This window comes from Bradyrhizobium sp. UFLA05-108 (assembly GCF_059803455.1).
Window position 1 is genome coordinate 69492 of record NZ_JBANAZ010000021.1, and the last position, 20380, is coordinate 89871.

24 protein-coding genes are annotated in these 20380 nt (G+C 63.8%); 7 read left to right on the forward strand and 17 right to left on the reverse strand.

Annotated features, from left to right (window positions below; translation table 11 throughout):
* Nucleotides 1-209: 209 nt before the first annotated feature.
* Complete coding sequence (locus SO140_RS17410) at nt 210-1835, forward strand: MFS transporter (RefSeq protein WP_449379167.1); 1626 nt, start codon at nt 210-212, stop codon at nt 1833-1835.
* Nucleotides 1836-1929: 94 nt separating this feature from the next.
* Here SO140_RS17410 and SO140_RS17415 read toward each other — a convergent pair whose 3' ends face one another.
* Both SO140_RS17415 and SO140_RS17420 read right to left on the reverse strand, forming a co-directional pair.
* Entirely contained in the window at nt 1930-2394 is a 465-nt protein-coding gene (locus tag SO140_RS17415) for a secondary thiamine-phosphate synthase enzyme YjbQ (protein ID WP_449379166.1), read from the reverse strand.
* 167 nt (nt 2395-2561) lie between these two features.
* A complete protein-coding gene (locus tag SO140_RS17420) occupies nt 2562-3083 on the reverse strand; it encodes a hypothetical protein (protein WP_449379165.1) in 522 nt (173 codons plus the stop codon).
* Nucleotides 3084-3437: 354 nt separating this feature from the next.
* Between SO140_RS17420 and SO140_RS17425 the strand changes: the two genes are divergently transcribed.
* The 5 genes from SO140_RS17425 (at nt 3438) to SO140_RS17445 (ending at nt 6074) form a co-directional block, all read left to right on the forward strand.
* Entirely contained in the window at nt 3438-3812 is a 375-nt protein-coding gene (locus tag SO140_RS17425) for an AtpZ/AtpI family protein (RefSeq protein ID WP_449379164.1), read from the forward strand.
* A 108-nt stretch (nt 3813-3920) separates the two neighbouring features.
* Nucleotides 3921-4670 (forward strand): F0F1 ATP synthase subunit A, encoded by a 750-nt coding sequence (locus tag SO140_RS17430; protein ID WP_449379163.1) that lies wholly within the window; start codon nt 3921-3923, stop codon nt 4668-4670.
* 53 nt (nt 4671-4723) lie between these two features.
* Nucleotides 4724-4954, forward strand: a complete 231-nt coding sequence (locus SO140_RS17435) for a F0F1 ATP synthase subunit C (protein ID WP_027521425.1) — start codon at nt 4724-4726, stop codon at nt 4952-4954.
* A gap of 62 nt (nt 4955-5016) precedes the next feature.
* Nucleotides 5017-5583 (forward strand): F0F1 ATP synthase subunit B, encoded by a 567-nt coding sequence (locus SO140_RS17440; protein WP_449379162.1) that lies wholly within the window; start codon nt 5017-5019, stop codon nt 5581-5583.
* A 5-nt stretch (nt 5584-5588) separates the two neighbouring features.
* The gene (locus SO140_RS17445) at nt 5589-6074 is read left to right on the forward strand and encodes a F0F1 ATP synthase subunit B family protein (protein ID WP_449379161.1); all 486 of its coding nucleotides are present in this window, start codon (nt 5589-5591) and stop codon (nt 6072-6074) included.
* A 207-nt stretch (nt 6075-6281) separates the two neighbouring features.
* On the opposite strand, the gene SO140_RS17450 is transcribed toward SO140_RS17445, so the two are convergent.
* The 14 genes from SO140_RS17450 to coxB form a co-directional block, all read right to left on the reverse strand.
* On the reverse strand, nt 6282-6962 hold the full coding sequence (locus tag SO140_RS17450) for a hypothetical protein (protein WP_449379160.1): 681 nt from the start codon (nt 6960-6962) through the stop codon (nt 6282-6284).
* Between the two features lie 103 nt (nt 6963-7065).
* Nucleotides 7066-7653: a GNAT family N-acetyltransferase gene (locus tag SO140_RS17455; protein ID WP_449379159.1), complete on the reverse strand. Its 588-nt coding sequence runs from the start codon at nt 7651-7653 to the stop codon at nt 7066-7068.
* 42 nt (nt 7654-7695) lie between these two features.
* Complete coding sequence (locus SO140_RS17460; RefSeq protein WP_449379158.1) at nt 7696-8985, reverse strand: M16 family metallopeptidase; 1290 nt, start codon at nt 8983-8985, stop codon at nt 7696-7698.
* Nucleotides 8982-10400 carry a threonine synthase gene (thrC, locus tag SO140_RS17465; RefSeq protein ID WP_449379157.1) on the reverse strand — a complete coding sequence of 473 codons (1419 nt, stop codon included), beginning with the start codon at nt 10398-10400 and terminating at the stop codon, nt 8982-8984. Before thrC ends, SO140_RS17460 begins: the two co-directional genes overlap by 4 nt.
* 459 nt (nt 10401-10859) lie before the next feature.
* The gene (locus SO140_RS17470; protein WP_449379156.1) at nt 10860-11504 is read right to left on the reverse strand and encodes a response regulator transcription factor; all 645 of its coding nucleotides are present in this window, start codon (nt 11502-11504) and stop codon (nt 10860-10862) included.
* Between the two features lie 192 nt (nt 11505-11696).
* Nucleotides 11697-12062, reverse strand: coding sequence for a nuclear transport factor 2 family protein (locus tag SO140_RS17475; RefSeq protein ID WP_449379155.1), 366 nt, complete (start codon nt 12060-12062; stop codon nt 11697-11699).
* Nucleotides 12063-12171: 109 nt separating this feature from the next.
* Nucleotides 12172-12927, reverse strand: a complete 756-nt coding sequence (locus tag SO140_RS17480; protein ID WP_449379154.1) for an SURF1 family protein — start codon at nt 12925-12927, stop codon at nt 12172-12174.
* A complete protein-coding gene (locus SO140_RS17485; protein ID WP_449379153.1) occupies nt 12924-13310 on the reverse strand; it encodes a DUF983 domain-containing protein in 387 nt (128 codons plus the stop codon). Before SO140_RS17485 ends, SO140_RS17480 begins: the two co-directional genes overlap by 4 nt.
* 81 nt (nt 13311-13391) lie before the next feature.
* A complete protein-coding gene (locus SO140_RS17490) occupies nt 13392-14288 on the reverse strand; it encodes a cytochrome c oxidase subunit 3 (RefSeq protein WP_449379152.1) in 897 nt (298 codons plus the stop codon).
* Between the two features lie 77 nt (nt 14289-14365).
* Entirely contained in the window at nt 14366-15028 is a 663-nt protein-coding gene (locus tag SO140_RS17495) for a cytochrome c oxidase assembly protein (protein WP_449379151.1), read from the reverse strand.
* A 5-nt stretch (nt 15029-15033) separates the two neighbouring features.
* Nucleotides 15034-15198 (reverse strand): cytochrome c oxidase system small membrane protein, encoded by a 165-nt coding sequence (locus tag SO140_RS17500; protein ID WP_254102697.1) that lies wholly within the window; start codon nt 15196-15198, stop codon nt 15034-15036.
* Nucleotides 15199-15205: 7 nt separating this feature from the next.
* A complete protein-coding gene (locus tag SO140_RS17505; protein ID WP_449379150.1) occupies nt 15206-16144 on the reverse strand; it encodes a heme o synthase in 939 nt (312 codons plus the stop codon).
* A gap of 63 nt (nt 16145-16207) precedes the next feature.
* A complete protein-coding gene (ctaD, locus tag SO140_RS17510; protein WP_449379149.1) occupies nt 16208-17833 on the reverse strand; it encodes a cytochrome c oxidase subunit I in 1626 nt (541 codons plus the stop codon).
* A gap of 69 nt (nt 17834-17902) precedes the next feature.
* Complete coding sequence (gene coxB, locus SO140_RS17515; protein WP_449379148.1) at nt 17903-18742, reverse strand: cytochrome c oxidase subunit II; 840 nt, start codon at nt 18740-18742, stop codon at nt 17903-17905.
* Nucleotides 18743-19195: 453 nt separating this feature from the next.
* Here coxB and SO140_RS17520 point away from each other — a divergent pair, with 453 nt between their 5' ends.
* Nucleotides 19196-19732 (forward strand): invasion associated locus B family protein, encoded by a 537-nt coding sequence (locus tag SO140_RS17520; RefSeq protein WP_449379147.1) that lies wholly within the window; start codon nt 19196-19198, stop codon nt 19730-19732.
* Nucleotides 19733-19984: 252 nt separating this feature from the next.
* Here SO140_RS17520 and SO140_RS17525 read toward each other — a convergent pair whose 3' ends face one another.
* Nucleotides 19985-20380 carry a hypothetical protein gene (locus SO140_RS17525; RefSeq protein WP_449379146.1) on the reverse strand — a complete coding sequence of 132 codons (396 nt, stop codon included), beginning with the start codon at nt 20378-20380 and terminating at the stop codon, nt 19985-19987.

Here is a 20380-nt window from a genome sequence, read left to right on the forward strand (position 1 = left end):
GGCGCGGCGTTGCATGCCAGCAGCCGTCAGCCACGCGTCAGTGCGAAAGGCCGAAAGTCGTATTGGGGCCGGTTTCACGACGATGTTACCTTTGGGGCAAGCCCAGAAGCTGTCCGGCCGCGTCCGGACATCTGGGAGCGAGGAAACGATTTTCGGGGAGCCAATTCAACATGACGACAATGACTGTGTCCCGTGCTGGCGCAGGAGGCATGACAAAGGACGAACGGTTCGTCATTCTCGCCTCTTCGCTCGGCACCGTCTTCGAGTGGTACGATTTCTATCTGTACGGCTCGCTCGCCGGCATCATCGGCCTGCAATTCTTCTCGGATTATCCGCCAGCAACCCGTGACATCTTCGCGCTGCTGGCCTTCGCGGCAGGCTTCCTGGTGCGCCCGTTTGGAGCCATCGTGTTCGGCCGCGTCGGCGACATCGTCGGCCGCAAATACACCTTCCTCGTCACCATCCTGATCATGGGTCTGTCGACCTTCATCGTCGGCCTGCTGCCGAACGCGGCGACGATCGGGTTCGCAGCTCCGGTGATCCTGATCGCGCTGCGCCTTGCTCAGGGTCTCGCGCTCGGCGGCGAGTATGGCGGTGCGGCAACCTACGTCGCCGAGCACGCGCCGAACGGCAAACGCGGCTACTACACCTCCTTCATCCAGACCACCGCGACGCTCGGCCTGTTCCTGTCGCTGCTTGTGATCCTGTTCACCCGCACCGCGACCGGCGAAGCCGAGTTCGCCAAGTGGGGCTGGCGCATTCCGTTCCTGGTGTCGGTGCTCTTGCTCGGCGTCTCGGTCTGGATCCGGCTCCGCCTCAATGAATCGCCGATCTTCCAGAAGATGAAGGAAGAAGGAAAGAGCTCGAAGGCGCCGCTGACGGAGGCCTTCGCCAACTGGCAGAACGGCAAGCTCGTGCTGCTCGCCCTGCTCGGCGGCACAATGGGCCAGGGCGTGGTCTGGTACACCGGCCAGTTCTACGCGCTGTTCTTCCTGCAAACGATCCTGAAGGTCGACGGTTACACCGCGAACCTGCTGATCGCCTGGTCGCTCTTGCTGGGCACCGGCTTCTTCGTCGTGTTCGGCGCGCTGTCCGACAAGATAGGCCGCAAGCCGATCATCCTCGGCGGCTGCCTGATCGCGGCGCTGACCTTTTTCCCGATCTTCAAGATGATCACCACCAACGCCAACCCGGCGCTGGAAAAGGCGATCGAAGCGGGCAAGGTCGAGGTGTGGGCAGATCCCGCGGGCTGCGGCGACTTGTTCAATCCGGTCGGCACCCGCGTCTTCACAGCGCCTTGCGACACCGCGCGCGCCTTCCTGTCGCAGTCGTCGGTCAAATACGTGACGATGCCCGGCGCGGCCGGCTCCGGCGTCAAGGTCGTCGTGAACGGCAAGGAAGTGCCCTACGCCAACGCCAAGGACAGCAACCCGGCGGTTCTCGCGGCGGTGCAGGCGGCTGGCTATCCCAAGGCGGGTGACCCCGGCATCGTGAAGATGGCGCATCCGTTCGACATCTTCCGTCCGCAGGTGGCGGCGATCATCGGCTTGCTGTTCATCCTGGTGATCTTCGTCACCATGGTGTACGGGCCGATCGCGGCGATGCTGGTCGAACTGTTCCCGACCAAGATCCGCTACACCTCGATGTCGCTGCCCTACCACATCGGCAATGGCTGGTTCGGCGGCCTGTTGCCGGCGACCGCGTTCGCGATCGTGGCCTCGACCGGCGACATCTATGCCGGCCTCTGGTATCCGATCGTGTTCGCAGTGATCACCGCCGTGGTCGGCTTCCTGTTCCTGCCGGAGACCAAGGACGTCGACATCAAGGCGACCTGATCGCGCAAGCTGCCGGCGGCCTGCCGCCGGCGCAAACCAACAGCAAACCGGCCGCGAAATCCGCGGCCGGTTTTGTTTTGTCGGCGCACGTTGTTCAGTTCGCCTGGCCGATGAATTGCAACACGACCTCGCGCCGGTGCGGCGTCTTGCGGTGCTCGATCAGATAGATCGCCTGCCAGGTGCCGAGTGCCAGTTCGCCCTTCAGGACCGGCACTTGGAGCGATGTCTCCGTCAGCATGGTCTTGATATGCGCTGGCATGTCGTCTGGCCCTTCGAGGTCATGCACCCACCCGGAATTCTCGGGCGCCAGTCGCGATAGCGCCGTGGTGAGATCGACGAGCACGGAGGGGTCGGCATTTTCCTGGATCGTCAGCGACGCCGAGGTATGACGGATGAACAGCGTCAATGCGCCGTCGCGCGCGCGAACGTCGCGCACGAATTTCTCGGCTTCCGTGGTCAGATCGACGAAACCGCGGCCTGAGGTCTGCACCGTCAGCAACGATGTGCTGATCGTCGTGGCCTGCACCGTCGATGGCGCGGAGCGCGTGGTTGATGTCATGAAAGGTCTCGCTTTATCCTACGCAGCCGTAGGGTGGGCAAAGGCGCGTCAGCGCCGTGCCCACCACTTCTGTTGCGATCCATGAAAGATGGTGGGCACGGCGCAAGCGCGCCTTTGCCCACCCTACGAAGAACGCAGCTGTGCGCAGTCCGTTGCGTAACTGCGCGTTAAATCTTCCCCGAGACGTCCTTCTGCACGCGGTTGGCCATCTCGATCAACCGCCGCCAGGCGCGCTCCAGGAACGACACCACGCGATCGACGTCCTGATCGCTGGGCAGTGGGACCTCGATCTTGCGATTGTTCTCCGCGGCTTTCGGCTCGGCCTTCTTCAACGAGTCGGATTTCGGCAGCGCATCGTCGATCTTGCCGGAGACGGTCGGCCCGGCGGCCAGCTGCGCCTTCAGCTTCTCGAGCTCGGCCTGCAGGCGGCCGATCTCGGCGTCGAGCGCGGAGCGCTCGTCGGGCACGGCGTAGCAGGCCCAGCCCGCCCCGTTGTTCGAGCAGGTGGACACGGTCCCGGTGCGCGTATCGAGCCGCAACACGCCGTCCGGGGTCGGCGCCATGGTGTAGCGGCCGTTCTCGCTGTCGGGTGCCGCCTGCGCGAAAACGAGACCGCCACCCGCCGCGACAGCCACGGCGATGACAGCCGCCGAAAACCACGATGCTCTGGATGACGTCGCTGACCTCATGGCGCTGCTCCGTCGGAAAATGATGTGATCATGTGACCTGCCTGCAATCCTACACCCCGCGCGCGAAAAACGCGCTGGCGGGATGACTGATTTCGCACCTCGTTCGATATCCGCAGAGCAGCCAGATCCGGGCAAGGCCCGCTGATTGCGGCGCGAGCTGCTGCGGTGCGGCGTCACGCTGTGTGCAGCGCTGGGGAAGACGGCGATATTTCAAGTAATATCAATTAGATAGTCGAAAACGACGCAATCGTGACTTGGCTTGACTTGATTCTGTGCGGTCAGTATGGTCCGCGCGGCTTTCGAGGGTGGCGGGCGTAATTTCCATTCAACCGCGGCGTTTCGGGTCTTCGTTGCATGAGTACGAGCACGGGGCACGGCGAGAATGGAAATGGCGATAAATCGCCTGAGGAGGCTGCGCTTTCCGCAAGGCTCGGAAGTCTTAATCAGCGGTTGTCCGAATTTCGCGACCGCAGGATCAAGACCGAGCAACCCGCAGGTGAAGGTGGAGACGAAGCGGCCAGAGCCTCGGCGATGGCGCTCGGTTTCCGGCTATCCTCCGAGTTGATCGCCGGGGTCATTGTCGGAGCGGGGATTGGCTGGGGGTTCGACCGCTTGCTGTCGACGTCGCCTTTCGGATTTATCGTGTTCCTGCTGCTCGGCTTCGTGGCTGGCGTGGTGAACGTGGTGAGATCGGCGGGCGCGGGTCAAAACAGGCGCAGTGGTTCGTAGCCCCTCTGGCCAGAGGAATTGATCGTGCCGGCCTCGCCGGCACGGGCCGGCCCGGCCGGCTGACCGAGACCAGCCGGCTTGCCCGGCAGACCGAGAGATGCCGCGCGGATGACAATCGACCCGATCCATCAGTTCAATATCGAGCCTCTCTTCACGATCGGCCATATCGGCAGCCACACGATCGCCTTCACCAATTCGTCGCTCTACATGCTGGTGGCGGTGGCGGTGATCTCGCTCCTGATGCTCGCCAGCGGCACGCAGCTCGTTCCCGGCCGCCTGCAGTCGGTCGCCGAAATCTCCTACGAATTCGTCGCGACCATGATCCGCAGCAACGCCGGCGCGGAAGGCATGAAGTTCTTCCCGCTGATCTTCTCGCTGTTCATGTTCATCGCCGTCTCGAACCTGATCGGCATCATCCCCTACACCTTCACGGTCTCGAGCCAGCTGATCATTACCGCGACGCTCGCGCTTCTGGTCTTCTTCACCGTCCTGATCTACGGCGTCTACAAGAACGGCTTGAAATTCTTCAGTATTTTCGTGCCGCACGGCGTTCCCGGCTACATCCTGCCGCTGGTGATGTTCATCGAGATCCTATCGTTCCTACTGCGGCCGGTCTCGCACAGCGTGCGTCTGTTCGCCAACATGCTGGCCGGCCACATCGCGCTGAAGGTATTCGCGGGCTTCGTCGCTATGCTCGGCGTTTCGCTCGGCGCTGTCGGCTGGATCGGCGGCGTGATGCCGCTCGCCCTTACCGTCGCGCTCACCGCGCTCGAACTTCTGGTCGCGTTCCTCCAGGCCTATGTGTTCGCGATTCTGACCTGCATCTACCTCAACGACGCCCTTCATCCCGGACACTGAGCGGTCCGGGGAATATCCACCCACAACCCAATCTTTCTTCCAAGGAGTCAAAAATGGATCCGGCAGCAGCAAAACTTATCGGCGCGGGCATCGCGTGCATCGGCATGGGCGGTGCGGGCGTCGGCGTTGGCGTCCTCTTCGGCAACTACCTCGCAGCCGCCGTGCGCAATCCGTCGGCCGCCCAGGGCCAGTTCGGCAACCTGATCTTCGGCTTCGCCGTGACCGAAGCGCTCGGCATCTTCTCGCTGCTGATCGCGCTGCTTCTGCTGTTCGTTCCGCTCTGATGAGGTGTTCGCGCCGCCCGACCTACGGGGCGGCGCGCGCATGACAGCAACAGGAGATCTCCATGGCTGAGAGTCATGGCGGGGCAAAAGGCCCGGAGGCCAATGCTCACACCGAGGCCGAGGGCGGTCACCACGGCGGAGGCTTTCCGCCGTTCGACAGCAGCACCTTTCCATCGCAATTGGTGTCGCTCGCGATCTTCTTCGTCGCGCTCTATCTGATCGTGTCGCGCATTGCGCTGCCGCGTGTCGGCGGCGCGATCGAAGCACGTCAGAACAAGATCGACGGTGATCTGGCCGAGGCGCAGAAGCTGAAGGACCAGTCCGACGCCGCGCTGAAGACCTATGAAGGCGAGCTCGCTTCGGCGCGTTCGCGCGCCCAGGCGATCGGCAACGAGACCCGCGAAAAGTCGAATGCGCAGGCGGAAGCCGAACGCAAGACTCTGGAAGAGCAATTGGCGAAAAAGCTCGCCGAGGCGGAGAAGACCATCGCCTCGACCCGCGCCACCGCCATGGGCAACGTCCGCAGCATCGCGGCCGATGCGGCCGGTACGATCGTGCAGCGGCTCACGGGCGTCGTTCCCGACGCAGCGTCGGTCAACGCCGCGGTCGATGCGTCCCTGAAAGGTTAGTCGAGATGTTCTTCGAACCTGAATTTTGGGTCGCCGTCGCCTTTGTGATCCTGATGGTCGTTTTCGGCTATCTCGGCATCCACAAGACCGTGCTGACCACGCTCGACCATCGCGCCGAGCGCATCAAGGCCGAGCTGGACGACGCCCTGCGGCTCAAGCAGGAGGCGGCCAAGGTGCTCGCCGACTACAAGGCCCGCAGCGCCACCGCCGAGCGTGAGGCCGAGGACATCATCGCCAATGCAAAAGCCGAAGCCGAGCGCATCGCGGCCGAAGCCAAGGCGAAGATGGAGGATTTCGTCGGCCGCAGAACCAAGACCGCGGAGAGCAAGATTGCGCTCGCCGAGGCCCAGGCGCTCGCCGACGTCCGCGCCGCAGCGGCAGAGGCAGCCGTTCAGGCCGCCTCCACCATCCTGTCGCAGTCGGTCAAGGGCCAGGTCGCGGACGACCTGCTCGCCAAGGGCATCACCGAGGTTCGGCAGAAGCTGAACTGAGGCGAGCTTCCTCACAAATCAAAAAGCCGGCGCGATGAGCGCCGGCTTTTTTTGTTTGAATGATTGGGTCCATTGAAAGTCTCGGTGTCATCGCCCGGCTCGACCGGGCGATCCAGTATTCCAGAGGCGGTGAATGATACGGAGAGGCCGCGGCGTACTGGATGCCCCGGTCAAGCCGGGGCATGACAGCGTGTTATTTGGCGCCGCCTATTTCTTCTTCTTCGGCGCCGCCTTCGACGATCCCGACAGCGCCTGCGGGTCGAAGCCAACGTAGAAGATATAGGAATCGGCGGCCGCTGCCGACGGCATCGGATAGACCATGTCCTCGGCGACGAAAGTGAAGGGCACGCTGCCATCCTCGGACATCGCCACCGTGGTGCGATAGGCCTTCGACCCGATCACCTTTTCACCGACGCCGCCCTGCACCACCGCGACGCGCAGCGGAATTTCCACAGACGACGGTGCACCAGCCGGGCCCGCGACGATACGGCCCTGGATGCCGATCCGCGCGGTGATCTCGCTGCCGTTGCGGACGCATTCGCGCGCCATCTTGGTGATCGAGGCCTGGTAGCGCACGTCGTTGCCGACCGCCTGCTTGCCGGAGACGGCCACGGCATAGGTGGACGCGCCCGCACGCACCGTAACCGGCGGGCAATCGACCTCGGTCTGGGCGTCGGACGGCTGGCCGGGCGACGGCGTCGGGGTCTGCGCCGACGGCTCGTCCGACGACCCGCCGAACAGGTTCTTGAAGCGATCGGTCAGCGACTGCGCGGTCGCAGGCGAAGCCGCCGCGAACACAATCGACAACACCAGTACGATCACCAGACCTCGCCGCAGCGCGGTCTGCGAGGACCGAAGCTCTCTCACCTTCAAGGGACCATACTCCATGACAATATCCCGGCAGATCGCCGGCCTGCTGCGCGTTATATCGCCAAAATCGGCGAACCCAAGGCACACGATAAGGCAACACGACAGGCAAGTTTCGGCTTGGTTAGCCGCGGAAATCCTCGTGCAGCAGGCCGAACAGCAGATGATCCTGCCAGACCCCGTTGATGCAGAGATAGCGGCGCGCCAGCCCCTCACGGGAGAAGCCGCACTTCTCCAGCACCCGGATCGACGGTGCATTGGTGGGGATGCAGGCGGCCTCCACCCGGTGCAGGTTGAGCTCGCCGAACAGGGTCGGCAGCAACACCCGCAGCGCCGCGGTCATATAGCCCCGATGGGCGTAGGACTGCCCGACCCAGTAGCCGATCGTGCCGGCCTGGACGATGCCGCGACGGACATTGGCTAGCGTAATGCCGCCGACCATGGCGCCGTCGAGTTCCCGGAAGATCAGGAACGGATAGGACCGGTCCGCGGCGATATCCTCGGCATAGCGACGCAGGCGCCGGCGAAAGCCCGAGCGGGTGAGATCATCGGAGGGCCAGATCGGCTCCCAGGGCGTCAGGTAATCCCGACTTCCCTCGCGCAGATGCGCCCATTGCAGGAAATCCGACATCTGCGGCGCACGCAACAGCAGTCCGTTGCCACGTGGGGCGAGGGCGGCAGGTCCACTGGACGGCAAGCGAAAAAGAGCCATGTGATGCTTTCCGGGGTGCGATATCAGCCCTCGGCACAGCTCCTAGTGGAGCCTCGCCTTGGCTCGCGCCCGGGTCAATCCTTCCGCAAAAGACACCGCCGTGTCCAGACCCCTGCCGCTGCCCAATGCAACGACCGCGGGGCGGCTCCGCGATAATAGCGCTCGTGCTGCATTTCGCGTCGATTCGACGCTCACGGCGTCGATTCGGGCCACCAGCTCCTGCACCGTCTGGGGCCGCCCATAGGCCAGCACGTGCCGCGCGAGCTGCTCGGCGCGCGATGAGCAGCTCTCCAGCGCCATCAGGAGGCCCGCCTTCATCTGTGCTTTTGCACGCGCGATCTCGGCCTCGGTCAGCGTCTCCACCGAATCATTGATGATGTCGACGACGACCTCCATCATCTCAGGCGCGTCCGCAGGATCGGTGCCGGTATAGAGCCCGAAGAAGCCGGTATCAGTATAGGGCGCGTGGAAGCTGTAGATCGAGTAGCACAGCCCGCGCTTCTCCCGCACCTCCTGGAACAGCCGCGACGACATTCCGCCGCCGAGGACGTTGGTGAAGACCTGGAGCGAGAACAGCGACTGGTCGGTTTGCGGCACGCCTTCCAGCGCCAGCGTCAGATGCGCTTGCTCGAGCTCGCGATGCACCACCTTCGCCCCGCCCTTGCCGAACATCGCAGGCGTCGGCTTCGGTCCCGGTGTCGCCTCGAAACTCGCAAATCGCTTCTCGACCTCGTCCACGACCTGACGGTGATCGACCGCGCCTGCGGCGGCCACCACCATGTCGGGGCCGCGATAATGCGTGGAGAGATAGCCGCGCAGCATGTCGCGGTTGAAGCCGCGCAGCGTCTTGGCGGTGCCGAGCAGCGAGCGGCCCATCGCCTGCTCGGGATAGCAGAGCTCGTTGAGATGCTCGAACACGACGTCGTCGGGCGTATCCTGCGCAGCGCCGATCTCCTGCACGATGACGTTCTTCTCGCGCTCGAGCTCTTCCGGCTCGAAGGCGGGATTGGCGAGGATGTCGGCGAGCACGTCGAGCGCCAGCGGCACGTCGGCCTTCATCACCCGCGCGTAGTAGGACGTCGTCTCAGTCGAGGTGCCGGCATTGAGGTCGCCGCCGACCGCCTCGATCTCCTCGACGATCTCGCGCGAGGAGCGCCGGGTCGTGCCCTTGAACGCCATGTGCTCGAGCAGGTGGGAGATGCCATGCTCGTTCGGCTTTTCGTCGCGGCCGCCCACACCGGCCCAGACGCCGAGCGCGGCGGTCTCGACATGGGACATGTTGTCGGTGACGACGGTGAGGCCGGAGGCAAGCTTGGAGATCTCGACGCTCATCCGGCAACTCCCTGCTTTGCGGCGCGGCTGACCGACAACACGAACCGCTCCACCTCGGACTGATCGTTCTTCATCACCTTCATGTGTTCGGATTTGGTCATCAATCCGTCGAGCCAGGCCGGCAATTGCGGCCGCATGCCGCAGGCAGCCTCGACCGCGTCGGGGAATTTGGCAGGATGCGCGGTGGACAGCACGATATTGGGCACCGTCGTGTCCGTGGTGTCGCGATCGGCGACGGCGAGAGCTACCGCAGTATGGGGATCGACGAGCTCGCCGGCCTCGCGCCAGGCGGCACGGATCGCAGCCGAGGTTTCGGTCTCGTCCGCGCGGCCAGCGTCGAACTCCTCGCGGATCGCGGCGAGCGTCGCATCCGGCAGCACGAAGCGACCCGACTGCTTCAGCGAGTCCATCAGCCGGCGGACGCCGGTCGCATCGCGCCGGTTCGCCTCGAACATCAGCCGCTCGAAATTCGATGAGATCTGGATGTCCATCGAGGGCGACGCGGTGGCGTGCACCTCGCGCACCTCGTAGATTCCGGTCTTGAGCGTGCGCGCCAGGATGTCGTTGACATTGGCGGCGATGCGCAGGGTGCGCACCGGAAGCCCCATGCGCTTGGCAACGAAGCCTGCAAAGATGTCGCCGAAATTTCCGGTCGGCACCGTGAAATCGACCTGCCGCGCCGGCGCGCCGACCGCGACCGCGGAGGTGAAGTAGTAGACCACCTGCGCCACGATGCGCGCCCAGTTGATCGAGTTGACGCCGGACAGCGCGACATTGTCGCGAAAGCGGTGATGGTTGAACATCCCCTTCACGAGCGCCTGGCAATCGTCGAACGTACCTTCGATGGCAAGCGCGTGCACGTTGGCGGCGCCTGTCGTCGTCATCATGCGCTGCTGCACGTTGGAGACGCGGTTGTGCGGAAAAAGCACGATGAGATCGACATTCTCCAGACCCGCGAAGGCTTCGACGGCCGCGCCGCCGGTGTCGCCTGAGGTCGCGACCGCGATGGTGGTGCGCTGGCCGCGCTTGGCGAGGACGTGATCCATCAGCCGCGAGATCAGCTGCATCGCGACGTCCTTGAAGGCGAGCGTCGGACCGTGAAACAGCTCCAGCACGAATTGATGCGGCGACATCTGGCGCAACGGCACCACGGCTGGGTGACGAAAGGTGGCATAGGCCTCGTTCGCCATGCGGCCGAGATCGGCATCCGAGATCTCCCCGCCGATGAACGGGCGGATCACGTCGACCGCGACCTCCCAATAGGGGCGGCCGAAGAATCCGGCGATCATCTCTGGTGAGAGCTGCGGCCAGTCGAGCGGCACATAGAGCCCGCCATCGCGGGCAAGCCCGGTCAGCATCACGTCGCAGAAGCCAAGCTCGGGGGCCTCGCCCCGGGTGGAGATATATCGAGTCAAACCGCCCTCCAAAGGCCGGCCGAACGCCTAAACCTTTGATTTCAATGAAGTTACTTTGTTTTGCCGCAGCAAGCTGGAGGCACCATAGAGCGTTTTGCAGCATCGGGAAACCGCTTCCCGTGCCACCCAAGGCCTAAAGGCGGCGCAAGAAAAAGGGCTGCGGCAATGCCGCAGCCCTCTCCTGGAAGGGTCTGTCGTTACGTGTGCAGACCTGTTTTATCCGCGTTCGGAGGCCGGTTCGCGAACCATGGCCCCATCAAATCATTCGCCGTGAGCTTGTGGTCGGGTGTCATCTCATCGTCAAGGGCAAAAACGCTTTGCCCCGGAGAACGTTCCAACTTCTCCCGCTTGCTCCAAAGCGATGATCGCGATCGCACCCTGCTTTGAAGCTCGGCGTGGTGCGCCTGCCATGTTTTCCCGCCGCTGGCGAAGCAGCCGCTCGATGCGGACGAACCGAGCTCAGTTCATCCCAATCGCCACCGCGATCCGGATCAGGTCGGAATGGCTTTTCGCGCCCAGCTTCTGCTTCAGCAGCGACGTGGTGTTGGCGACGGTCTTGTAGGAGATGCCGAGGGCTTCGGCGACCTCGACGATCTTGTCGCCGCGCCCCAGCAGCCGCAGGATTTCCAATTCCCGCGGCGTCATCTGCGAGGCCGGGTTGGCCTTGATCGCCGCGCTGGAAAAGGTCACGGCCTCCGCGAGCTGCGGCGAGATGAAATTGTCACCGGCAGCGACCTTGCGCACCGCCTTGACGAGGATCTTGATGTCGTCGCCCTTGGAGACATAGCCCTGCGCGCCCATCTCGACCGCCCGGACCACGAAGGCCGGATCGTTGTTGGTGCTGAGCATGATGATCTTGGCGTCCGGATCGTCCTTGCGGATACGACGCATCAGCTCGAAGCCGGAGACGTCGGGCAGGCTGATGTCGATGAGGGTGACGTCGGGACGCTTGCTGACGAAGGCGCGGTGGCCGGACTTTGCGTCACTGGCCTCATCGATCCGGATCGAGTGATCTGACGCGAACAGCGACCTGCAACCGAATACGACGACCGGGTGGTCGTCGACGATCAATATCCGCGTAGCCGGCTTGACGATGTCTTGCATTGGTCTCGCTCGCTTTCCCAAACAGATACGCCAGCGGGAACAAATGGAAAGAGCGAAAATACCACCTGCGTTAGAATTTAACTAAATGGGGAAGACCCTGCGTGCGTCTGGCTGCGCCCGCCTGCATATTTGGCAGCGCGGGGTCGCGCCCCGCGAAAGTGCAATGCAATTGGGATGAATCGTCGCCACGTTTTAGCACGCAGAGCAGTCCATTGGATTCTGCCGGGCCGGCGCGCAAATGGTCCGGGAAATCTTGCCATCGGCGCTGAAGCCGAAGCTGGCGCGGATGCGCAACGAGCCGGCAATCGAATATTCGAGCTCGATGCCCTGCGGCGCGGGGCTGATGTCCTCGAGCCCGAATCCGGCAGAGGAGAGTGCGCCAAGCCGCGATCCCCAATAGGCTTCGAGCTCGCTGCGGCCGCGGTAGAGATGCGTGCCCCCGCACTGGCATTCGAGGCTGGCATCATCGGTATAGAGATCGATCAGCGACCTGAGGTCGCCCTTGCGACAGGCGTCCAGCCAGTCGACGACAATGCCCATCTGGTCGAAGTCACTCAACGCATCCATCCCGATCTGTTCACGCGAATTCGTTTCGCGGCGGCTTATGGCCACAGTCGTGAATGGACGCTGAATGGTAAAGCCCGGAAGATTCCGGTTCCGCGCCGGATCAGCTCCGCCGCCGGCCTCTCACCCACACGCCGAACGCGATCAGCACTGCACCCGCGAGCGTGAACCAGGTGATGGCATATTGCAGGTGGTCATCCCGGAGATGCACGTCGAGCGATCCGGGACGCGGGACACCGTTCTCGGGCGCAGGCTGTTCCAGATCGATGTAGAACGGTGCGACTGCACCCCAGCCGAGTGCACTCGCCATCAGATGCTGATCGCGAACGAACCACAGCCGCTTGGTGCGGTTCTCCCCGGGCGTGAGCCAGCCCGCCGCTTCCGGAAAGCGCAAGTATCCGGTGAGCGCGACCTGCCCGCCGGTGACGAGCTTGGTTACAGCACGATCCTCGACGGAGCGCTCCTGCATCGTATTTTCGACGAAGCCGGCATCGATCACGATCATCTCGCCGGTCGGCAGCCGTGCCGGCAGGAAGGCCCAGGTGCCGGGACCGGCGGCATCCCTGCGCACGGCCGAACCGGAGCTGTAGACCATGGCGTCGGGAAGCGGCGCGTAGGTCGCCGTGAGGCTCACGCGGCGAAACTCGTCGTTAGCCGCGTTGAGCGTGCTCCACTGTGCCGGCGACGGCAGCGCAACGGGCGGCGCTGCAAGCCGCTCGGTCAGCGCTGCGATCAATTCATGCTTAGCGATGCGGCGCTGCAACTGCCAGACACCCAGCGCGATGAAGGCTGCGATCATGGCGAGCGTGAACAGGGCAAATCCCGCCACGCCGCGGCGGCGCGTCGCGGTCCCCTTCATTTCGCGCGATCGACCAGCCGGCCCGGCGCCGCCTTGTGATGGAACTGCAGCGCGATCAACAGCGATTTCATCGACCGCAGCGGCAAAAGCGTAGTGACCAGGATCAGCGGCAGCCAGAGCGCCGCATGCAGCCAGAACGGCGGCTGGTACTTGACCTCGACGATCAGCGCGCAGGCCACCACGATGGCGCCGGCCAGCATGATGATGAAGATCGCCGGCCCGTCGCCGGAGTCGATGAAGGCGTAATCGAGGCCGCAGACCTCACATGACGGTGCGAGCGCGAGGAAGCCAGTATAGAGCTTGCCCCGTCCGCAGCGCGGACATTTGCAGGCAAGCCCGCGCATCGCGCTCTGGAGAACGGTGGTGGGAGGATACTCGGTCATGCACTTTCCTTCCCCTCTCCATACCTTAAGCAAAAGGGGCGGCCGCTAAGGCCGCCCCTTTATATCACGATCGACCAGCGTTTAATGCGCGCCGTGGGCCATGGTTTCGGCGCCGCGTCCCCAGACGTAGATGCAGATGAACAGGAACAGCCAGACCACGTCGACGAAGTGCCAGTACCAGGCGGCGAACTCGAAGCCGAGGTGCTGCTTCGGCGTGAAGTGACCGGCATAGGCCCGCGCCAGGCACACCAGCAGGAACACGGTGCCGACCAGCACGTGGAAACCATGGAAGCCGGTCGCCATGAAGAAGGTCGCGCCGTAGACGTTGCCAGCGAAGGAGAAGGCTGCGTGGCTGTACTCATAGGCCTGCACGCAGGTGAAGGTCGCGCCCAGGAGCACGGTGAGGATCAGGCCGTACTTGAGGCCCTGGCGATCGTTCTCCAGCAGCGCATGGTGCGCCCAGGTTACTGTGGTGCCCGAGGTCAGGAGGATCAGGGTGTTGAGCAGCGGCAGGTGCCAGGGATCGAACGTCTCGATGCCGTGCGGCGGCCAGGTGCCGGGCACGCTGCAGGCGCCCATCTGGGTGCCAAGGCCGCAGCCGAACACGGCGTCGCGCGTGGCGTGGACGGGGTCGGCCGGGAACAGCGACGAGTTGAAGAAGGCCCAGAACCAGGCAACGAAGAACATCACCTCGGAGGCGATGAACAGGATCATGCCGTAGCGGTGGCTGATCTGCACCACGCGGGTGTGATCGCCCTTGTACTGGGCTTCCTTGATCACGTCGCCCCACCAGCTCGCCATGGTGTAGAGCACGCCCACGGTGCCGACGCCGAAGATGATCGGCGCTGCCGCGAACATGTGGTGCATCCAGGCGATCGCGCCGAGTGCCATGATGAAGGCCGAGACCGAGCCGACGGCCGGCCACGGAGACGGATCGACCAGGTGATAGTCGTGATGCTTGCCTTGCGCGGTCGCCATTTCCGTCTCTCTCCTTAGCCCGTGCCTGTCAGGCACTTATCCCCTTTGATTCCAATCCCCGGAGGTGAGCCCGGCGATCAAAGATTGCCTTTGCGCTTGTCGTCCTCGCCCGCTGCAAGCGGCTTCACCGCCGGCTCGCGCACCGGATAGAACGTGTAGGACAGCGTGATCGTACCCAGCCCGTCATTGTCGTGGTCATCGATAATCGACGGATCGACATAGAACACCACCGGCATCTCCCGCTTCTCGCCGGGCGCCATGGTCTGCTCGGTGAAGCAGAAGCAGTTGATCTTCTGGAAATAGGACCCGACCGTCAGCGGCGCGACATTGTAGGCCGCCTGGCCTGCGGTGGTGCGCGCGGCCTGGTTGGTCACGGTGTAGTAGATGGTCGTGACCTGACCGATATTGACCTCGATCTCGGTCTGCTCCGGCTCGAACTTCCAAGGCAGGCCCGGCGCGACATTGGAATCGAAGCGCACCGCGATCTTGCGCGCGATCGGCCCGGTGGCGGGCGCCGCGGTCGCGACCTGGGTGGTGCCGTTGAAGCCAGTGGCGCGGCAGAACCAATTGTAGAACGGCACGGCCGCATAGGAGGCACCGACCATCAGCGCGACCACGCCGCCGCAGATCGAGGCGACCAGTGCGTCGCGGCCAAGGCCACTGAAGAGGCCATTGAAAAGACCGCGTCCCTTCGTGGCCCTCCGGCTCTCATCCCGCGATATGGTCGGCTTCTGATCCATCTTTCCTACAATGGCCGAACTAGCACCGCTGGTCCCTTGACCATGGTGACCGCGAAAAACAGCACCACGAGCACGCCGAGCGCGAGTGCGATCGCAATCGAGCGCTGACGGCGGCTCTTCTTCTGCGCCTCGGTGAGGACGATTCCATCTGGCTCGGGTTTGTCGGGCATGCCAGCGTCATGCGCCCCCTACCATCGGAGCAACGGCGCGGAACACGACCTCGGCAAGCAGGGTCGCGAACAGCGCGAACAGATAAAGAATGGAGAAAGCAAACAATTTGCGCGTCGCGCGCAGCGACTGGCTGCGCTCGCGCCGCATATAGACGTTGATGGCGAGCACCAGCATGCCGGCGCCGAGCACCAGCGAGGTGACGCCGTAGATCCAGTCGAAATAACCGAGCGCCCAGGGCGCCGCAGCCACCGCGATCAGGACGACGGTGTAGAGCAGGATCTGCAGCCGCGTCGCGTCGGGGCCGGCGACGTTGGGCAGCATCGGGATGCCGGCGCGGGCATAGTCGTCCGAGCGGAACAGCGCCAGCGCCCAGAAGTGCGGCGGGGTCCAGAAGAAGATGATGAGGAACAGGAGCAGCGGCTCGACGTCGACCGTGCCGGTCACTGCGGCCCAGGCGACCACTGGCGGCAGCGCGCCGGCGGCACCGCCGATCACGATGTTCTGCGTGGTCCAGCGCTTCAGGAGCAGGGTGTAGATCACGACGTAGAAGAAGATGGTGAAGGCGAGCAGCGCGCCCGCAATCCAGTTGACGAGGATGCCGAGCGTCATCACCGAGAAGAAGGCGAGCGTCATGCCGAAGGCCATCGCCTCGGGCCTGGTGATGCGTCCGCGCGGGATTGGTCGGTTCGCCGTGCGCGACATCTTGGCGTCGATGTCGCCTTCCAGCGCCATGTTCAACGCACCGGATGCGCCGGCGCCGACCGCGATGCAGAGCAGCGAGGTGATCGCGAGCACGGGATGGAAATGCCCGGGCGCCATCATCAGCCCGACCAGCGCGGTGAAGATCACGAGCGACATCACCCGCGGCTTCAAAAGCGCGATGTAGTCGCCGACCTCCGCCTCGGAGATCCTGATATCGATGGCGTTCTGATCGAGGACCGACACTTAAACCTACTCGCTTCGTGATAGAGCCGCGGCGCCATCAAAGGCGCCGCGGCGAAGGGTTGCTTACTGAACGCGGGGCAGCACTTCGAACTGGTGGAACGGCGGCGGCGAGGGCAGCGTCCACTCCAGCGTGGTTGCGCCGGCCCCCCAGGGATTGGCTCCCGCCTCCTGCTTACGGGCGAACGCGTCGAACACGCAGTAGAGGAAGATCAGCACGCCGAAGCCCGAGATGTACGAGCCGATCGACGAGATGTAATTCCAGCCTGCGAACGCATCGGGATAGTCGACATAGCGGCGCGGCATGCCCGACAGGCCGAGGAAGTGCTGCGGGAAGAACACCAGATTGACGCCGATGAAGGTGACCCAGAAGTGCAGCTTCGCGAGCGCCTCGTTGTACATGTAGCCCGTCATCTTCGGGAACCAGTAGTACCAACCGGCGAAGATCGCGAACACCGCGCCGAGCGACAGCACGTAGTGGAAGTGCGCGACGACGTAGTAGGTCTCCTGGAGCACGCGGTCGACGCCGGCATTCGCCAGCACGACGCCGGTGACGCCGCCGACCGTGAACAGGAAGATGAAGCCAACTGCCCAGAGCATCGGTGCGCGGAACTCGATCGAGCCGCCCCACATCGTGGCGATCCACGAGAAGATCTTCACGCCCGTGGGCACCGCGATCACCATGGTCGCAGCGACGAAATAGGCCTGCGTCGCCGAGGACATGCCGACCGTGTACATGTGGTGCGCCCACACCACGAAGCCGATGCCGCCGATCGCGACCATGGCGTAGGCCATGCCGAGATAGCCGAACACGGGCTTGCGCGAGAAGGTCGACACGATCTGGCTGATCATGCCGAAGCCGGGCAGGATCAGGATGTACACCTCGGGGTGGCCGAAGAACCAGAACAGGTGCTGGAACAGCACCGGATCGCCGCCGCCGTCCGGCGAGAAGAAGGTGGTGCCGAAGTTGCGGTCGGTGAGCAGCATGGTGATCGCACCCGCGAGCACCGGCAGCGACAGCAGCAGCAGGAACACCGTCACCAGGATCGACCAGACGAACAGGGGCATCTTGTGCAGGGTCATGCCCGGCGCGCGCATGTTGAAGATCGTGGTGATGAAGTTGATCGCGCCCAGGATCGACGAGGCACCGGCGAGGTGCAGCGACAGGATCGCGAAATCGACGGCCGGGCCCGGATGCCCCGTGGTCGACAGCGGCGCGTAGATGGTCCAGCCCGCGCCGACGCCATTGGCGCCCGGCTCACCCTCGACGAAGGTCGAGATCAGGAGCAGCGCGAAGGAGGCCGGCAGCAGCCAGAACGAGATGTTGTTCATGCGCGGGAACGCCATGTCGGGCGCACCGATCATCAGCGGCACGAACCAGTTGCCGAAGCCGCCGATCATCGCGGGCATGACCATGAAGAAGATCATGATCAGGCCGTGACTGGTCACGAACACATTGTAGGTGTGGGTCTCGTGGAAGATCTGCACGCCCGGATACATCAGCTCGGCGCGGATCGCGATCGACATCGCAGCACCGATGATGCCGGCGATGACCGCGAAGAACAGGTACATCGTGCCGATGTCCTTGTGGTTGGTCGAATAGACGTACCGCCGCCATCCGGTCGGATGGGCGTGATCGTCGTGTGCGTGGTCTTGGGCGTGATCGCCGTGTGTCGCTGCACTCGTTGCCATTTTCAAATCCTGCCTTGCGTCCCGTTCGGACCCCGAGAGGTCCCGCCCTTTCGTCCCCTGAACCGGCGCTTACTGCGCCGGGCCGGCCGCGGAGGCGTAAGTGCTCGTGCCACCGCTCGCATATTTCTTCTTCGCCGTTTCAACCCAGGAGGCGAATTCCTGATCGCTGACCACGCGAATAGCGATCGGCATGAAGGCATGGTCCTTGCCGCAGAGCTCCGAGCACTGGCCATAATACATGCCGGTCTTGGTCGCCTTGAACCAGGTCTCGTTCAGGCGGCCCGGAATCGCGTCGATCTTGACGCCGAAGGCCGGCAACGCGAACGCGTGGATGACGTCGGCGCCGGTGGTCTGGACGCGAACCACCTTGTTCACCGGCACCACCATCTCGTTGTCGACGCCGAGCAGGCGGGGCTGCTTGTCCTGCGCCATCAGCGAGTCGAACTCGAACTTGCCGTTGTCGGGGTAGGCGTAGGACCAGTACCACTGCTTGCCGGTGGCCTTGATGGTCAGATCCGCCTTCGGCACGTCGAGCTCGAGGAACAGGAGGCGGAACGACGGCACCGCAATGCCGACCAGGATCAGCACCGGCACCAGCGTCCAGAGCACTTCGATCAGCGTGTTGTGGGTGGTCCGCGATGGCACCGGATTGGCCCTCGCGTTGAATTTCACGACCACGATCACCAGAAGCGCGAGCACGAACAGCGTGATCACGGTGATGAGCACGAACAGGAAATTGTGGAACCAGACGATGTTGTCCATCACCGGGGAAGCGGATTGCTGAAGCGTCCACTCCCACGGCGCCGGCTGTCCAAGCTCGGCAAATGCCGCGCCGCCAGTGGCCAGCGTCAGGCCAGCTACGACCAATCCCAGCAAGTGCCGGCCCATCCGGCCCATCGACATCCTCATGCCGCTCGCGCTCCCCTTACGAAATCACCCCAATGCACTCCCCTATTTTTGGGGAACGCTTATTCGATCCGCCCGTCCGACAAACCGCCGCGCAAGAATACCTCTAAGAGGAATTGGGGCCAGATCGCTAGAACGCCGAAATCAAGCCTCTCAAACCATAATTCTTGATGTATCGCAATGCAGTCTTGAGCCCGGTCTGCCAGCCATCACACGCAAGATATTTCAGACAAAATCACTGTTCCCGGGAGTGTCGCGGCTTGACAGCAGGATTGCCCGCTGTAGGCACTGAGCGGTCGCCCCCGCAGGAGCCTGATTCGCGCGGGAAAAGGCGACCCGCGCGGCGCGGGATTTGCTTGTTGGTTGCTTGGGATCCGCCTTTAAGCCGCCGTCATTTCCGTACCTGAGTGGAAGCGAAGCCGCCCAAACAGGTTGCGAACAGAGGGATCGACCCCGATGGGGCTTTCGACACGCATGGGCAAACCCGTTCCGTACCGCCATTTTGGCGCGCTGGCTTGTCTCCTGGTGGCCGCCATCCTCCTCCTGCCGGGCCTCGCGCATGCGCAAGGCGCGGTGCGCTCGGTCCATGGTGACTGGCAGATCCGCTGCGACACCCCGCCGGGAGCCCAGGCCGAGCAATGCGCCCTGATCCAGAGCGTCGTCGCCGAAGACCGCTCCAATGCCGGGCTGACCGTGATCGTGCTCAAGACGGCCGACCAGAAGAGCCGGCTGATGCGGGTGGTCGCACCGCTCGGCGTGCTGCTGCCCTCCGGCCTCGGCCTCAAGCTCGACAACCAGGACGTCGGCCGCGCCGGCTTCGTCCGCTGCCTGCCCAATGGTTGCGTCGCCGAGGTCGTCATGGACGACAAGCTGCTCGGCCAGCTTCGCTCAGCCAAGACCGCGACCTTCATCATCTTCGAAACCCCCGAGGAAGGCATCGGCTTCCCGCTCAGCTTGAACGGGCTCGGCGAGGGGTATGACAAGTTGCCGTAGCGACGCGAGGCCCCCCAGGCACTTGTCGCCTTCACACTCCCGGCTTCCGTCATGGCCGGGCTCGTCCCCGCCATCCACGCATCACGACGATCGCGAACGGACGTGGATGCCCGGGACAAGCCCGGGCATGACGACTGAGCGCGTGGCGCCCCACCTGCCCCCATCTTCATTGCGAGCGTAGCGAAGCAATCCAGAGTCTTTCCGCGGGTTACTGCCAGGAATGACGAGTATTGGCTGCCACCTGCCAGCAATTCACGCCCTATCGACGCGATAAAGCTCCGTCTCGCACCAGGTGCAGCGATAGATGCGGCCGGCACTGGCAACGGTCATCCCGGCGGCCTTCTGCCGGCATTTGGCGCAGACGACACCGCCCGTTGTTGCTGAGCCTGGATGGGCCGCAACGTACTGTTCGCGCGTGGGATAGGATTTCCAGCCGCGGCGATAGATGAGCTGGTTGACGAACAGGACCAGAGCCAGCACCGCGAAGCCGATGATCAGACCATGATACTGGTCCCAGAACGCAAGCAGGGAAATCCACATGCTTTGGCCGCCGCCTTCCATAAGGGTGCGCCGGTATAGGCTGAAAATCTTGAAAACCGGCTTAAGACGAGGGCAACCGAAGGAATGACCGGGCGCGATTCCGACCAT